Here is a 15,998-nt window from a genome sequence, read left to right on the forward strand (position 1 = left end):
TCGGCTCAGCCTTTCGCCGTGAGCGGGTGCTCGCGCACATCCGGATCGAAGACGAGCGACACTTGGACGTCGCCGATCGTGCGCAGCACATTCAGCGAAATCGCCGAGCGTGCGTCCTGCCGGAGCGCTATGTCGACGCGCGCCTCGCCGAGCGAGAGATCGCGAATGACGATCTCGCCGGCGGATACGGGCACGATCGGATTGACGAGGCGAATCTGCCGCGCCTTGTGGTCGAACTCGAGGCCGAGCATCGTCTGAATGAACAGGAAGGGCGCGCTCGCCGCCCAGGCCTGCGGCGAGCAGGCGGCGGGATAGAGCGTCGGGCCGCGCCCGTGACGGCGCCGGAAGCCGCAATAGAGCTCCGGAATTCGGCGCGCCTCCATATAGCTCGCGGCGCGCATCAGCGAGTCGAATATGGCGGCCACGCCGTCCTTGAAGCCATAGCGGCCGAAGCCATGAGCGATGAGCGCATTGTCATGCGGCCAGATCGAGCCATTGTGATAGGACATGGGATTGTAGCGGCTCTCGCCGCGCGCCACCGTGCGGACGCCCCAGCCGGAAAAAAACCGCGAGTCGAGCAGTCCTTCCGCGACGCGCTGCGCGCGATCCGGCAGCGCTATGCCCGAATAGAGCGCATGTCCCGCATTGCTCGTGCGCACTTTGCATTGCTTCTTGTCGCCGTCGAGCGCCAGCGCATAAGTGCCGATCTCCTCGCACCAGAAGGCCGCCTCGAAACGTTCGCGCAAAGTCTCGGCGGCGCGCGCGAGCTCGGTCGCGCGATCGTGGAAGCCGAGCACGCGCGCGCAATGGGCGGCGAGGCGCCGCGCGGCATAGACATAGGCCTGCGCCTCGACGAGCGCGATCGGCCCTTCCGCGAGACGCCCGTCGGCGTGGAAAACGGAATCGTGAGAATCCTTCCAGCCCTGATTGCTGAGGCCCTTTTCCGTATGGCGCGCATATTCGATGAAACCGTCGCCGTCCGGATCGCCGGGCCCGTCGATCCAGGCGAGCGCGCGTTCGATCGCCGGCCAGAGCTCGGAGACGAGTCCGTAATCGCCGGTGCGGCGGGCGTAATAGCCGGCGAGAACGACGAAGAGTGGAGTCGCGTCGACGGTTCCGTAGTAGAGGCCGAAAGGCACTTCGCCGAGCGTCGCCATCTCGCCGCCGCGCATTTCATGCAGGATCTTGCCCGGCTCCGCATCCGCGCGCGCATCGAATCCGGTCGCCTGATGCGCGGCGAGCCGCTTCAGCACGCCGACGGCGATGGAAGGGTCGAACCACAACATTTGCAATGCGGTGATGATGCCGTCGCGCCCGAATGTCGTCGAATACCAGGGGATGCCGGCATAGGGGTAGGGGCCTTCCGGCGTCTTGGTGAGCAGCATTCGCACATCCGCCGTCGAACGCCAGAGAATCTGATTGAGCGTCGGATCGGAGGTTTCGACGCGCGCGCTCTGGCCCGCGGCGGCTTTCAGCTCGCGATGCAGGCCGGTGAGGCCGTTGAAGAAGGATTGCGTCGATTTGGGCAGGCGCCCGCGGCTGGCCGCGGTGAGGAAGATGGTCTGCGCCTGGCGCGGCGCGAGCCGCAGCGAATAGGTCGCGACACTATCGACGAGCAGCGACGGATCGGGCTCGAAGGAGAGCGCCGTCTCGCGCAGCACGCCGTCGAGTCCGCGATAATAGAGCGCGACGGCGCCGGCCGCGAGCACTTGCGCCCAGGCGCGTCCGCGCCGCGCGCGCCGCACGCCGCGCACCTCGAATATATCGGCGAAATCATTGCCGAAGCCGATCGACAGATTGAGCCGAACCTCCTCTGCGCTCTGATTGGAGATTTCCAGCCGCTCGCGCAGCGAGCCGTCCTTGAGATACAGCGTGCGCGAGACATAGACGGAGTCTTTCAGCAGAGCGATCTTCTCGTCGCGAAAAATGTCTGGATTGGTGAGATCGACATAAAAGCTCAGATTGTCGTCGCGTATGGCGGAGTCGAGCAGCAGCGGCTGCGCGCCTTCGATGAGCAGCTCGAGATGCGAGAGATAGCGCGTGTCATGGTCGAACAGCCCGTCCGGCCCGCCCGCCGTCGCGCCTATGTCGCCATGGCTGTCGAAGACGGCGAATGTGTCGTCGTGCTTGAGCGTGCGACGCGGCCGGGACGGCGGCCCCGTAGCCGGAATATAGAATTGCAGCTCATGCGTCTGCAACGCGTCGGCGCCCGCGTCTGGCGGCGCGTCGGCGTTCTGCGCGGCTCGCGCCCCGTCGCTCGGGCTAGGGCGTGGGATATGAGTTGTCCGGTTCGATCTGGTCCTCGACATGCATGTTGAAATAGGTCGGCGGAACGACAATGGGACATGCGCGTAGCTCCGCCGGCGCCGGCGCGCGCAACAGCCGGCGGTAGATCGCGACATATTCCTTCGCCATGCGCGCGGCGGAAAAGCGCGTTTCGAAGCGCCGCCGGACCTTGGCGCGGTCGAGCGAGAGCACATGAGCGAGGCGCGATATCGCCTCCTCGACGCTGTCGACGAGGCAGCCGGTCACGCCCTCCTCGACGATCTCCGGCGCGGAGCCGCGACGAAAGGCGAGCACGGGCGTGCCGCAAGCCATGGCCTCGATCATGACGAGGCCGAAGGGCTCCGGCCAATCGATCGGAAACAGCAGCGCGCGCGCGTCGCCGAGAAAGCCGTTCTTGCGGCGATCGCCGATCTCGCCGACGAATTCGACGCCGGGAAGCGAGAGCAGCGGCTCGATCGTCTCGTGAAAATAGGCTTGGTCCGGCAGGTCGACCTTGGCCGCGATCTTGAGCGGCAGGCCGACGGCGCGGGCGATGGCGATCGCATGGTCGAGGCCCTTCTCCGGCGAGACGCGGCCGAGAAAGGCGAGATAATCGCCGCTTGGACGAAGCGTCGGCGCGAAGAGATCGAGCGGCAGGCCGTTCAGCACGGTTCCTGCGAAATTGGCGTGCGGAACCGCCACGCGCTGCGAATCCGAAATCGAGACGAGCGGCATTTCGGGAAAGCCGGCGTAGAAGCGCTCTATATCCGGGAGATCCTGGCGCCCGTGGAGCGTCGTCAGCGTATGCGCGGCTATGTCGCGAAACAGCGGGAAATGAAGCTGATCGACGTGGAAGTGCAATATGTCGAATTGCGAGGCCATGCGCCGCGCGCGATCGAGCATGAGCAGATAATGCGGCGTCGGATCGGGAGCGCCCTTTTGGCGGAGCGGCAGATCGCTGCAGCAGACGTGCCGCGCCGAGGTGACCGAGCCTCCGCTCGCGAACAAAGTGACCTCGTGCCCCTGCGCCACGAGCTCCTCGGTGAGAAAGGAGACGATGCGCTCCGTTCCGCCATAGAGCCGCGGCGGCACGCTTTCGATCAGTGGCGCGATCTGCGCGATTTTGAGAGGCGGCGACCGCGTCCATTCGATCGCGTCGCGCCATTGTGGCGGCATCGTGTTCATTTGGCGAGTCAACGCTCTGCGAGCGTCATGGTTCCTCGCGCGCGCCTCGGCGCCAGAAGGCTTCGAGCGTCTTCAAAGACTTTTCGGTCTTTTTCCAATCGACGGCCGCGCCCTCGCGCGCATGGGCGCACCAGCCTATGGCGAAGCCGCTCGCCGGCGCGAGATCGGCCTCGGCATCGCCGAATTCGCGCAGCAGCTCGGCCGCGACGGTCAGGTCGTTGAAGGCGCCGAGCTTGTCCTGCAGCGCGGACGTCCGCCGCAGGTAGCGGCGCGCCTTTCCCTGCGCGTCGAACAGAGATTCGAAGAATTCCGCGGCGTAGCGCGCCTTCTTGAAGGCGATGCGCGCGTCGTGGCGCTGCTCCGGTGTGAGCGAAGCGAGGTCGCGGCTCTTCTTCATCGCGCGGCGATGCAGGCGATCGAGCGAACGCACGGCGAATTCCTTCGCCGAGCCGGGCGTGCTCGGATCGAGCGCCGGGTGGTGAGCCTCGTCGGGGAGCGGGCGCCAGTTCTTCGCGGCCAGAGCGGCGCGCAGATCGATGACGAATTGCGTCGTCTGCGGCGCCGCGACGAGCGCCGCGACCGTCGTATGAGCCTCGATGCGCCGCCGCTCGACCGCGTCGAGCAGCGCATAGAAGCTCGGCTCGCCATTCGCCTGCGCGAGCGGGCCGGCGACCAGCATGTCGCCGAGCACGTCCAGATTGCGCGCGGCGCCGAGCGTGGCCGAAATGTCTCGCGCGCGGGCGGAGGCCGTCTCCAGCGCTTGGCTCGCCACGCCCCGGCGCAGCAGTCCGACTCCGGCGCGCAAGCGTCGCAGCGCCACGCGCATCTGGTGAATGGCTTCCTCGGGCGCGAGACATTGAAGCGCCGGCCAATTGGCCACGAATTGATCGAGACAGGCGGACAGAGTCGCGACGATCGCCTCGTCGAGCGACGCATCCGGGGCGAGCTTCGGTCGGCGGCCCTTCACCGGCGCGATCCCGGCGCCGGTCGCGCGGGCGAGAGCCAGCTCCGCCTCGCTCATGGGCAGAAGGCGCGCCTTCGCGCGCGGCGCGAGCTCGGCGGCGACGCTCCACAGCTCTTCTTCCGCCCCCTCGAGGAGCTGCAGCTCGATCTCGTGAAAATTGGAGCGCCGCCCGCCGCATTCGACGAAGCCATCGTCGAAGCAGACGGCGATGCGCGTTTGGGCGCGCTCGAGCACGCGCTCCCGCCGCTCGGTCTCGGCGACGCTGCGCGCCTCCAGCGGCCGGCCCGCGATGGACCGGCGCAAAGGCTCCGAAAAGCCGAGCATTTTGCCGACCTCGAGCGTCGGCACGCGCAATTCGATCGAGCCTCGCGCGCCGCCGGGCGTGACGGGTCGGGCCCAGCTCAGCTCGACGAAAGCGGCGCCGTGCATCTCATAGCCGCGCAGCACGATATTCTGCTTGCCGAGGTCGTCGACGGCGGTGTCGAAGATGACCGAGCGGATGCGCCGCGTCGGCCGGGAGACGGCGCCGACGGTGAGGCTCTCGCAGCGCGCGGCGGCGGTCATGCCGGCGCGATCGGTTCCGAAACGGATGCGCGGACCTTCGCCGCTCCGCCTGCTCCGCAGGGCGCTGCGCGCCGCCTGCTGGGCGGATGCGCTCGACGCGAGAAGGCGATCCATGACGATGAAACCAACAGGTTTTCGGGGACGACGCGGCAAGTTTCGGCTCTCCGGGCCAGCCGGTCAAGGGGAGGCCCGAAAGATTAGATATCGCGGGAAGGGCGATTCTCTATTCATCCTTACCGCGGCAAAAGGGCCGGCGCAGCCGGAAGGGTCTTAACTGGCGGGTGAAATCTCAGTATATGCCTCGGGCGGAGAATTGAGGTCGTATGGCGAACATCGCGGACTTGTTTCGGGAGGGCGCGTCCAGCGCCTGGCTGTTCGCGCCGACGGCGGTGGCGCTCGGCGCGCTGCATGGTCTCGAGCCCGGCCATTCCAAGACGATGATGGCGGCCTTCATCGTCGCCGTGCGCGGCACGGTCGGGCAGGCGATTCTGCTGGGCCTTTCGGCGACGATCTCCCATACGGCGATCGTCTGGATCGTGGCGCTCGCCGGGCTCTATTTCGGCGCCCATTGGAACGCCGAGGCGAACGAGCCCTATCTGCAGATCGCCTCCGGCGCGCTGATCCTCGCCGTCGCGGCCTGGATGACATGGCGCAACTGGCGTGACCATCGGCCGCGCGACCATCGTCACGACCATTCGCACGATCACCCACATGACCACGACCATGTGCATGACCACGCGCATGACCATTTGGCGGCGGAGACGTCTTCGATCGCGCTCGACGAAGAGACGATGGACGCGCATGAGCGCGCCCATGCCGAGGACATTCAGCGGCGCTTCGCCTCCGGCCATGTGACGACGGGGCAGATCATTCTGTTCGGCCTGACGGGTGGCCTCATTCCCTGTCCGGCCTCGATCACCGTGCTGCTGCTGTGTCTGCAGCTCGGCCAATTGTCGCTCGGCGCCGCGCTCGTTCTGTGCTTCAGCGTCGGCCTCGCGCTGACCATGGTCGCCGTCGGCGTCGCGGCCGCGCTCGGCGTGCGCCACGCCTCGAACCACTGGTCCGGCTTCGAGGCGATCGCCGGCAAGGCGCCCTATCTCTCCGGCGCGCTGATCTCTCTCGTCGGGCTCTACACGCTCTATTCCGGTTTTTCGGCGCTCGCCTGAGCGTGCGCCTTCAGCCGCCGAAGGGGATTTTCTGCACGCCGGCGGTGACCGGCGCGTCGAGGAAGAAATCCAATATCGCCGGAACGCTGGGATCGACCGCATAGGGAACGAAATCCGTGACGCCCTCTTGCATCAGCACATTCACGTCGATGAAGAAATTGCCCGTGCAGGCGCGCGCGTCGCGCGTCAAAATCGCATGGGCGGCGTCGGCGACGATTTCCGGCTTGCGCGCGCGGCGCAGCACGGCCTCGCCGCCGAGGAGATTGCCGACCGCGGCGGTGGCGATCGCCGTCTCCGGCCAGAGCGAATTCACCGCGACTTTCCCCGCCAATTCGCGCGCGAGGCCGAGCGTGACGAGGCTCATGCCATATTTCGCCATCGTATAGGCGAGATTGGGCGAAAACCAGCGCGGGTTCATGTCGAGCGGCGGCGACAAAGCGAGGATGTGCGGATTGTCGGATTTCTTCAGATAGGGCAGAGCGAGCTTCGCGCAGAGAAAGCTTCCGCGCGCATTGATCTGATGCATCAGATCGAAGCGCTTCATCTCTATGGCTTCGACGCCGCGCAGATCGATCGCGCTCGCATTATTGACGAGTATATCGACGCCGCCGAAGATCGCCGCCGTTTTGTCGAAGGCTTCTTCCACTTGCGCGTCGAAGCGAATGTCGCAGGGCAGAGCGAGCGCCCGACCGCCCGCTTTCTCGATCGCCGCAGCGGCGGTGTAGATCGTCCCCGGCAGCTTTGGATGTTCCGAGACGCTCTTGGCGACGATCGCCACATTGGCTCCGTCGCGCGCGGCGCGCTCCGCTATGGCGAGGCCGATGCCGCGGCTCGCGCCGGTGATGAACAGCGTCTTACCGAAGAGCGATCCCGCCATCTGCTTTGCCTCGTCAGGCTGCGACGCGCGCCGGATAGCCGGCGTCGGTGATGATCTTGGCGAGGCCTTCCGGATCCTTGGGCGAGGGCGAGACCTCGACCTTGCCGGTGGCGAGATCGATCTTTACCTGTGCCTGCGGCTCGGCCTTCTGCACCGCTTCGGTCACATGCTTCACGCATTTGCCGCAAGACATTTCCTGCACGTCGAAGGTCGTCGTCATCTGTGCTTCCTCCTCTATGGTCGCGGGTGAGAGCGAGCCGGTAGGCTCGCGATCCATGGCGTCCTCGGATCGCGAGTCTACCGGCTCGCTCTCCTCGAGCTTCATCGGCGTCGCGCTCGCCTCCACCGGCGGCCGGAAGCGCCTCAGCCTCAGCGCATTCGTCAGCACGAAGACGCTGGAAAAGGCCATGGCGCCGGCGCCCAGCATGGGCGAGAGCAGCATTCCATTCACCGGATAGAGCGCGCCCGCCGCGACGGGAATCAGAATCACATTATAGCCGAAGGCCCAGAAGAGATTCTGCGCGATATTGCGCATGGTCGCGCGCGACAAAGCGAGAGCGGCCGGCACTTTGGAGACATGGCCGGACATCAGCACGACGTCGGCGGCCTCGATCGCTATGTCCGTCCCCGTGCCGATCGCGATGCCGACATCGGCGGCGGCGAGCGCCGGCGCGTCATTCACGCCGTCGCCGACAAAAGCGATCTTGCGGCCGTCGCGCAGGCGTTGGAGCGCGGCGACCTTGCCCTCCGGCAGCACGCCGGCGACGACCTCGTCTATGCCGAGCTTCGCCGCTATGGCGCGGGCAGTGCGCTCGTCGTCGCCGGTGATCATCGCCGTCGCCACGCCTTGGGCATGCAGAGCCGCGACGGCGGCGACGCTCGTCTCCTCGAGCGCGTCCGCGACGCAGAGAATGGCGGCGAGCCGCCCGTCGATCGCGACATAGAGCGGCGTCTTGCCCTCCGCCGCCAGCCGCGCCGCGACAGTCTCGAAAGAGCCGACATCGAGGCCGAGCGTCTCCATGAAGCGGGCGGCGCCGACGGCGATCTTTCGTCCATCGGCCTTCGCCTCGACGCCCATTCCGGGCGTCGCCGAAAAATCCCGCGTCTCCACGATGGCGAGGCCGCGCGCTCTCGCCGCGGCGACCAGAGCGCCGGCGATCGGATGCTCCGAGCGCGCCTCGACGCTGGCGGCGAGCCGCAGCGCCTCATTGGCCTCGAAGCCGGGCGCGGCCTCGAGATCGGTGAGCTCTGGCTTGCCGCGCGTGAGCGTGCCGGTCTTGTCGAAGGCGATCAGCGTCACATCGCGCAGGCTCTGCAGCGCCTCGCCCTTGCGGAACAAAATGCCGAGCTCGGCGGCGCGTCCGGTGCCAGTCATGATGGCGGCGGGCGTGGCGAGGCCCATGGCGCAGGGGCAGGCGATGATCAGCACGGCAACCGCCGCCACCAGCGCATAAGAGGCGTCGCGCTGCGGCCCGAAGGCGAGCCAAATGACGAAAGTGAGAAAGGCGATGGCCAGAACCGCGGGGACGAAGACACCGGTCACGCGATCGACGAGCGCCTGAATCGGCAGCTTGGCGCCCTGCGCCTGCTCCACCATGCGAATGACGCCGGCGAGCACAGTGTCCGCGCCGACGCGCGTCGCGCGGAAGGTGAAGGCGCCGGTCGTGTTGACCGTCGCGCCGGTGACCTCCGAGCCCTTGCGCTTGCCCACGGGCGCGGGCTCGCCGGTGATCATGGATTCGTCGACATGAGAGGCGCCGTCGACGACGACGCCATCGGTCGCGACGCGCTCGCCCGGCCGCACGTTCACGAGATCGCCGACGACGACATCGTCGATCGGCAGCTCGATCTGTTCTGCGCCGCGCAGCACGCGCGCGGTCTTGGGCGCCAGCGCGGCGAGCGCGCGGATCGCCTCGGAAGTGCGGCCTTTGGCGCGCGCCTCCAGCGTGCGGCCGAAGAGGATCAGCGTCACGATGACGACAGCGGATTCGTAGTAGACATTGGCTGCGCCATGCGGCAGCAGGCCGGGCGCGAAAGTTGCGACGACCGAGTAGAGATAGGCGCTCATCGTGCCGATGGCGACGAGCGAATTCATATCCGGATGGCCGCGCCAGAGCGAAGGAAAACCCTTCTCGTAGAAGGGGCGGCCCGGCCAAGCGAGAACCAGCGTCGCCAGCGCGAAGGAGAGATAGCGCGCCGTCTCATGGCCGATATTGGCCATGAGCCAATCGCCGAGGCCCGGAATCATATGGGCGCCCATCTCGAGGAAGACGACCGGCGCGCTCAGCGCCGCGGCGACGAGCAAGCGCTCGCGCAGCGACGCGGCCTCTCGCTCGCGCGCGTCCTTCTCGCGATCGGCGGCTTTGCTCCCGCTCTCGATTTCGCGCGCTTCGTAGCCGGCCTCCACGACCGCGCGGCGCAGAGCTCCGCCGATCTCGCCGCCGCCGAGCGCGCGCACACGCGCCCGTTCGGTCGCGAGATTGACCTCGGCGCCGATCACGCCGGGCACGGCGCGCAGCGCCTTTTCGACATGGGCGACGCAGGAGGCGCAGGTCATGCCGCCGACGCCGAATTCGATCGTCTCCATGGCCGGCTCATAGCCGGCTTCGCTCACGGCTTTCGCCAGCGTCGCGAGATCGGCGCCGGGCGCGAGAGCGACATCGGCGCGCTCGGTCGCGAGATTGATGGAGGCCGAGAGGACGCCGGGCGCGCCACGAAGCGCTTTTTCGACATGCGACACGCAGGAGGCGCAAGTCATCCCGCGCACGCCGAAGGAAAGCCGCGTTCCATCGCCCGCGGCGGGCAAGTCGGCGCGAGTCGAGGCGTCGGGCATTTCGGTTCGTTCCTCTCGCGCGTCAGTCTACAACCAACGGCGGGTTCTCGCGACATAGGCGTCGAATTGCGCGCCGAACTTTTGCGACAAATGGCGCTCTTCCCGCTCTATGGCGAGTCGCTGCAGACCGAAGGCCAGCGCGGGCGTCAGCAGGATCATCCAAACCGATCCGAAAGCGAGGCCGAGGCCCGCGACCAGAGCCACATGCGACACATAAATGGGGTTGCGCGACCAGCGGAACGGGCCCGCGATGACGAGGCTCGACACGGCGCGATCGGGCCGCATCGTCGTGCCCTGGCGCCGCATCAGCAGCGCGCACCAGATGTCGTTTGCGAGCGCCAGCGCGACGATGAGGCCACCCGCGACGCGTGCGCTCGTCGGCCAGTGGCCGTCATAGAGCGGGAGAACCGCGTCGAGCAGCGCGCCGAGGGCGACCACCACGACGACGAGCCGCGGCGGCCATGCGATCCGGGACGGCGGATCGGCCTCGGCTTCGCTGGCGTTCACGGGCATGGGCGCGTCCTCTCGTTTCTGCTCAGATCGCGTTGGCCGCGTGGAATTTCAAGCCGCGCGTCGAAGAAAAGCGGGCGCGGCGGCTTTTCTTGCCGTCCCGCCGCCGGCCGGCTATGTAACCGCCGCTTCGGCGCATCGGGGGACGCCGTTCGGAAAGGGTTTCGTGACGACAGATCACCGCGGGGGCGGCATCCTCGACGTCTATGCGGCGGACCTCGCGCGCCTTGCCGCGCAGGATCGGCTGCGCGCGCTCACGCCGCGCCGTGGCCTCGACTTCACCTCCAATGATTTTCTCGCTCTCGCCGAGTCGCCGGAATATCGCGAAGCCGCCGCGGCGGCGCTCGCGCGCGGCGTTCCCATCGGCGCCGGCGGCTCGCGCCTGCTGCGGGGCGACCATGAGGAGCATGCGGCGTTGGAGCGCGAGGCGGCGGCCTTCTTCCATGCCGAGAGCGCGCTCTATTTCGGCGCGGGCTTTTCCGCCAATGAGGCGTTGCTCGCCACGCTGCCGCAGCGCGGCGACCTCATCGTCCATGATTCGCTCGTGCATGCCAGCGCGCATGAGGGCATGCGCCTCTCGCGCGCGGAGACCGTCGCCGCTCTGCACAATGACGCCGACGCCTTCGAGGACGAGATCGCCGCATGGCGCCGCAGCGGCGGGACGGGCCGGCCCTGGATCGTCGTCGAGAGTCTCTACAGCATGGATGGGGATTTCGCGCCGCTCGAGTCTCTCGCCGAGATCGCCGCGCGCCACGACGCATTTCTGCTCATCGACGAGGCGCATGCGACGGGCGTCTATGGCCCCGCCGGGCGCGGGCTCGCCGCCGCTCTCGAGGGTCGGGACAATGTCGTCACCCTGCACACATGCGGCAAGGCGCTCGGCGTGTTCGGGGGCCTCGTGCTGCTGCCCGCGGTGTTGCGCGAATTTCTGATCAACCGCTGCCGCCAGTTCATCTTCGCGACGGCGCCGTCGCCGCTCGTCGCCGCTTGCGTGCGCGCCGCGCTGCCGATCGTGGAGCAGGCGGAAGGACGCCGCGCCGCGCTGCGCTCACGCCTCGCCGTCGCCGCGCGCGAGCTGCAGGCTGTCGGACTCGCGCCGCCGAAATCGCAGATCGCGCCAATCGTCGTCGGCTCCAACGCCCGCGCGCTGGCGTTGGCCGCGGCGATGCAGGCGCTCGGCTACGACATTCGCGCGATCCGCCCGCCCACTGTGGCGGAGGGCACGGCGCGGCTGCGCATCTCGCTCACTCTTCATGTGAGCGAGACGCAAATTTCCGCGATGATCGACGATCTCGCGCATGAGCTCTCGAGACTGCCGACATGACGCGTTTTGTCATCGTCGGAACCGACACCAATGTCGGCAAGACGGTGTTTTCCGCCGCGCTCGCCGGCGCGCTCGGCGCCTATTATTGGAAGCCCGTGCAATCGGGCCTCGAGGGCGAGGCGGACACGATGACGCTCGCGCGGCTCTCGGGCCTCGCCGCCGAGAGGCTTTTGCCCGAGGCCTATCGTCTGACGACGCCGGCGTCTCCCCATCTCGCCGCGCGTCTCGACGGCGTCACGATCGATGTGGATCGCCTCGCTCCGCCAGATCTCGCGCCGCTCGTCGTCGAGACGGCCGGCGGTGTGATGACGCCGCTGACGGAAGAGGTTTCGACGATCGATGTTCTCGCGCGCTGGCGGCTTCCCGTCATTCTCTGCGCGCGCACCACGCTCGGGACGATCAATCACAGTCTGTTGTCGCTGGAGGCGTTGCGTCGTCACGGGATTCCGATTTACGGCCTCGTCTTCATCGGCGAGGAGAATGAGGATACGCAGCGAGTAATCGTCAAAATGTCCGGCGCGCGCGCTCTCGGCCGTCTGCCCTTCGTCTCACCGCTCACGGCCGAGAATTTGGCGGCGACTTTCGCGGCGCATTTTCGCCGCGCCGATTTCGACGAGGCGTCGTCGCAATGACGCCCGCTCGAGGAGGATGAAATGACAGACTCTCCGGTCTGGCGGCCTTTCACCCAGCATGCGCTGCAAAAGCACGCGATCCTCGTCGCGCGCGGCGAGGGCGCCTGGCTCGAGACGGCGGACGGCAGCCGCATTCTCGATGCGATCTCGTCATGGTGGGTCATCACCCATGGCCATCGCCATCCGAGAATCGTGCAGGCGATCAAGGATCAGGCGGATCGGCTCGATCAGGTGATTTTCGCCGGCTTCACCCATGAGCCCGCCGAGACTCTCGCGCGCCGGCTCGTCGCGCTGACGCCGCCGGGGCTCGATCATGTGTTTTATTCCGACAGTGGCTCCACTTCGGTCGAGGTCGCGATCAAAATGGCGCTCGGCTATTTCCGCAATCGCGGTGTCGCGCGCAATCGCGTGATCGCGCTCGAGCACGGCTATCATGGCGACACGATCGGCGCCATGTCGACAGGCGCGCGCTCTATTTTCAACGCCGCCTATGAGCCGCTGCTGTTCGATGTGACGCGCATTCCCTTCCCACGCGCCGGAGGCGAGCAGGAAACGCTCGACGCGCTGGAGGCGGCCTGTCGCGCCGCCGACGCTGCGGCTTTCGTCGTCGAGCCGCTCGTGCTCGGCGCCGGCGGCATGCTCGTCTATGGCGCCGACGTGCTGCGCGAGATGCGGCGCATCTGTGCGACGCATGGCGTGCTCTTCGTCGCCGATGAGGTGATGACCGGCTTCGGCCGCACGGGAGCACTCTTCGCCTGCGAGCAGGCTGGAATCGTTCCCGACATCGCCTGCTACGCGAAGGGCATCACCGGCGGTTCGCTGCCGCTCGCCGTCACAATGTGCTCGGCGGAGATTTTTCAGGCGCATTATTCGACGGATCGCTCGCGCACATTCTTTCACTCGAGCTCCTTCACCGCAAATCCCATTGCCTGCGCCGCCGCGCTGGCGAATCTCGACATTTGGGAGAGCGAGGATGTGCGTGGCCGCATTGCGCGTCTCGCCGCTATGCAGGAGGAGCGGCTGCGACGCTTCGCGGGTGATGCGCGCTTCTCGGATGCGCGATGCGTCGGCACGATCGCGGCGCTCGATCTGCGCGCCGGCGACGCGGGCTATCTGGCGACCATCGGCCCAGCGCTCTATGAATTCTTCGTCTCGCGGGGGCTGCTGCTGCGGCCGCTCGGCAATACGGTCTATATTCTGCCGCCGTATTGCGTAGAGGCGAGCGAGCTCGATCTTCTCTATGCGGCGATCGACGAGGCCGGGACGAAATTCGGCGGCCGATAGCGAAGAAGCGTCAAGATGTCGTCGCCATCGACTCGCGGCGGAGTCGGGCGGCGTTCGAGAGTTCGCCCATCGCCGTTGCGATCGTCGCTCGTATATTTGGGGCATCGACGCCGCCGTCGGGTCTGATCTCGTCGCGGCGAATGGGAACGTCGACGCAAGCCCCCGCGACGACATCCGCGCCGGCTCGGTCGAGAACGATGCGCAGGGCCGCATAGGTGTCCCGAGCGCCGCCATGTGTCGAAGGATTTATCCATCCGACGGGCAATTGGTAGAGGCTTCCCGCGCCGATGGTCCAGTCCAGCAGATTCTTGAAACTGCCGGGCAGAGAGCCGGCATATTCCGGCGTCGAGAGCAGCACGGCGTCGGCCGCCGCGAGCAGCGCCCGCATTTCGGCGACCGTTTCGGGAAGCGGATCGCGATCGTCATCGGGATTGAAATGCGGAAGTTCGGCCATGCGCGCATAGATGAATGCGCGTGCTCCGGCAGGGCAGGTCTCGGCGGCGGCGGCGAGCGCAGCGCTATTGACCGAGGCGGCGCGAAGACTCCCGCCGATCAGCACGAGCGATAGAGAGTGCGTGTCCGCGCGCTTCGTCACGAGCTCTCCGCGCCTCTCGCGAGATATTCTTCCTTCAACACACGCCGCAGCACTTTGCCGACAGTGCTCTTCGGCAGGCTGTCGCGGAATTCGAAATTGCGCGGCGCTTTGTAATGCGTCAACGTCTCGCGGCAGAAGTCATGCAGCTCCTTCCCGGTGACGCTCGCGTCGCGCGGCACGATGAAGGCGAGCGGCGCCTCGCCCGAATGCGGGTCTGGAATGCCGATCACCGCGGCCTCCTTCACCTTCGGATGGCGCGTCAGCACATTCTCCACTTCGTTCGGATAGACGTTGAAGCCCGAGACGAGGATCATCTCTTTGAGGCGGTCGACGATCTTCAATTGTCCGTCTGGCAGCATCACGGCGACGTCGCCGGTGCGGAAGAAGCCGTCCTGCGTCGTCGCCGCGGCGGTCTCCTCCGGCTTGTTCCAATAGCCGGCCATGATCTGCGGGCCCTTCACGCATAATTCGCCGCGCTCGCCGAAGGGCGCGGGCGCGCCCGTGGGCAGGCGGATCGACACTTGCGTCGAAGGATAGGGATAGCCGATCGAGCCTGAGAATTCGACGAGATCGGGCCGGTTGCAGCTGATGACGGGCGAGGTCTCCGAGAGGCCATAGCCTTCGATGATCGGATGGCCGGTGACCTCTTTCCATTTGCGCGCGACGACATCCTGTGTCGCCATGCCCCCCGAGATGCAGAAGACGAGATCGGAGAAATCGACGAGTGGGAATTTTGGATGATTGGCGAGCGCCGCATAGAGCGTATTGACGCCGGAGATCATGGTGAAGCGCGATTTGCGCAGTGTCTTCACGAAGCCGGCTATGTCGCGCGGATTGGCGATGAGCAGGCAGGAGCCGCCGATCTTCACGATCAGCAGGCAACAGGCGGTGAGGCCGAAGATGTGATAGAGCGGCAGCGCCGTCACCATCACTTGATCGCGGGCCGTCGGCAGATAGGGACAGAGCCAGGCCGCCGACTGCGTCACATTGGCCGCGACATTGCGATGCCGCAGCATCGCGCCTTTGGCGACCCCCGTTGTCCCGCCCGTATATTGCAGAAAGGCGATGTCGTCCGGGGCGATGTCGACGTTCCGCAGCGGCGCGTCGGCGCCGGCGCGCAGCACCTGCGAAAAGCGCAGGCTCTGCGGCAGGCGATAGCGTCGCACGGCGCATTTCACATAGCGTGAGACGAAATTCACGATAGGACCGCACGGGCCGAGCAGGTCGCCGGGGGCGATCACGACGGCCTTTTCGACCCGCATCGACGGCCAAGCCGCTTCGACCGTATGCGCGAAATTTTCGAGCACGAAGATCATGCGCGCGCCGGCGTCGTCGATCTGGAACGCGAGCTCCTTGGGCGTATAGAGCGGATTGACGTTGACGACGGTCGCGCCGGCGAGCAGCACGCCGAAGATCAAGGGCGGATAGGCCATCACATTGGGCGCCATGATCGCGATGCGATCGCCCTTGGCGACGCCCTGAGACTGCAGCCAGGCCGCGATGGCGCGCGCGGCGTGTCCGAATTCTGCGTAAGTGAGCTTGGCGCCGAAGCTCTCGAGAGCAGGGCGGTCCGAAAATTCGACGACGCTCTGGCGGAACATGTCGACGAGCGTCGAATAGCTCGCCGGGTCGATCTCGGCGGGCACGGAAAGCGGATAGGACGCGACCCAGGGCCGGGCGGCATAGGGATCGGTGAGGGTGGCGGCAGTCATTAGGGGCCTCCGGGCGTGGGCGCGATCGACCGCGGCCCTGCTGTCCGCTCTATGGATAGCGACGATTTGGAATAGCGACAATTTGCT

Annotated in this window: 12 protein-coding genes; 4 read left to right on the top strand and 8 right to left on the bottom strand. The window is 66.8% G+C overall.

Annotated elements, in window-relative coordinates:
- Positions 1 to 5: 5 nt before the first annotated feature.
- Genes IY145_RS17010 through IY145_RS17020 form a run of 3 tightly spaced genes read right to left on the bottom strand, consistent with a single transcriptional unit; the run spans position 6 to position 5,131 of the window.
- Entirely contained in the window at positions 6 to 2,309 is a 2,304-nt protein-coding gene (locus IY145_RS17010) for an amylo-alpha-1,6-glucosidase (protein WP_196409303.1), read from the bottom strand.
- Positions 2,263 to 3,450, bottom strand: a complete 1,188-nt coding sequence (locus IY145_RS17015; RefSeq protein WP_196409304.1) for a glycosyltransferase family 4 protein — start codon at positions 3,448 to 3,450, stop codon at positions 2,263 to 2,265. The genes IY145_RS17010 and IY145_RS17015 overlap by 47 nt, the downstream gene beginning before the upstream one ends.
- Positions 3,451 to 3,475: 25 nt before the next feature.
- Positions 3,476 to 5,131: a CHAD domain-containing protein gene (locus tag IY145_RS17020; RefSeq protein WP_246722076.1), complete on the bottom strand. Its 1,656-nt coding sequence runs from the start codon at positions 5,129 to 5,131 to the stop codon at positions 3,476 to 3,478.
- Positions 5,132 to 5,301: 170 nt separating this feature from the next.
- Here IY145_RS17020 and IY145_RS17025 point away from each other — a divergent pair, with 170 nt between their 5' ends.
- Positions 5,302 to 6,144, top strand: coding sequence for a nickel/cobalt efflux transporter (locus IY145_RS17025; RefSeq protein WP_196409305.1), 843 nt, complete (start codon positions 5,302 to 5,304; stop codon positions 6,142 to 6,144).
- Positions 6,145 to 6,154: 10 nt separating this feature from the next.
- Here the strand turns inward: IY145_RS17025 and IY145_RS17030 are convergent, their stop codons facing one another.
- The 3 genes from IY145_RS17030 to IY145_RS17040 are packed head-to-tail and all read right to left on the bottom strand — an operon-like array spanning position 6,155 to position 10,367.
- On the bottom strand, positions 6,155 to 7,021 hold the full coding sequence (locus IY145_RS17030; protein WP_196409306.1) for an NAD(P)-dependent oxidoreductase: 867 nt from the start codon (positions 7,019 to 7,021) through the stop codon (positions 6,155 to 6,157).
- Positions 7,022 to 7,034: 13 nt separating this feature from the next.
- Entirely contained in the window at positions 7,035 to 9,854 is a 2,820-nt protein-coding gene (locus IY145_RS17035) for a heavy metal translocating P-type ATPase (protein WP_246722077.1), read from the bottom strand.
- Between the two features lie 27 nt (positions 9,855 to 9,881).
- Positions 9,882 to 10,367, bottom strand: a complete 486-nt coding sequence (locus IY145_RS17040; RefSeq protein WP_196409307.1) for an isoprenylcysteine carboxylmethyltransferase family protein — start codon at positions 10,365 to 10,367, stop codon at positions 9,882 to 9,884.
- A 190-nt stretch (positions 10,368 to 10,557) separates the two neighbouring features.
- On the opposite strand from IY145_RS17040, the gene IY145_RS17045 reads away from it, so the two are divergent.
- From IY145_RS17045 to IY145_RS17055, 3 genes are read left to right on the top strand one after another with little or no spacing between them, the layout of a single operon-like run.
- Positions 10,558 to 11,688, top strand: a complete 1,131-nt coding sequence (locus IY145_RS17045) for an 8-amino-7-oxononanoate synthase (RefSeq protein WP_196410590.1) — start codon at positions 10,558 to 10,560, stop codon at positions 11,686 to 11,688.
- Positions 11,685 to 12,320, top strand: a complete 636-nt coding sequence (gene bioD, locus IY145_RS17050) for a dethiobiotin synthase (protein ID WP_196409308.1) — start codon at positions 11,685 to 11,687, stop codon at positions 12,318 to 12,320. Before IY145_RS17045 ends, bioD begins: the two co-directional genes overlap by 4 nt.
- Before the next feature lie 21 nt (positions 12,321 to 12,341).
- Positions 12,342 to 13,604, top strand: coding sequence for an adenosylmethionine--8-amino-7-oxononanoate transaminase (locus IY145_RS17055; protein ID WP_196409309.1), 1,263 nt, complete (start codon positions 12,342 to 12,344; stop codon positions 13,602 to 13,604).
- A 10-nt stretch (positions 13,605 to 13,614) separates the two neighbouring features.
- Here IY145_RS17055 and IY145_RS17060 read toward each other — a convergent pair whose 3' ends face one another.
- Positions 13,615 to 14,199 carry an NAD(P)H-dependent oxidoreductase gene (locus tag IY145_RS17060; RefSeq protein WP_196409310.1) on the bottom strand — a complete coding sequence of 195 codons (585 nt, stop codon included), beginning with the start codon at positions 14,197 to 14,199 and terminating at the stop codon, positions 13,615 to 13,617.
- Positions 14,196 to 15,911: an AMP-binding protein gene (locus IY145_RS17065; protein ID WP_196409311.1), complete on the bottom strand. Its 1,716-nt coding sequence runs from the start codon at positions 15,909 to 15,911 to the stop codon at positions 14,196 to 14,198. The genes IY145_RS17060 and IY145_RS17065 overlap by 4 nt, the downstream gene beginning before the upstream one ends.
- Between the last annotated feature and the right edge of the window lie 87 nt (positions 15,912 to 15,998).

It is taken from the genome of Methylosinus sp. H3A (genome assembly GCF_015709455.1).
Classification (GTDB): Bacteria; Pseudomonadota; Alphaproteobacteria; order Rhizobiales; family Beijerinckiaceae; genus Methylosinus.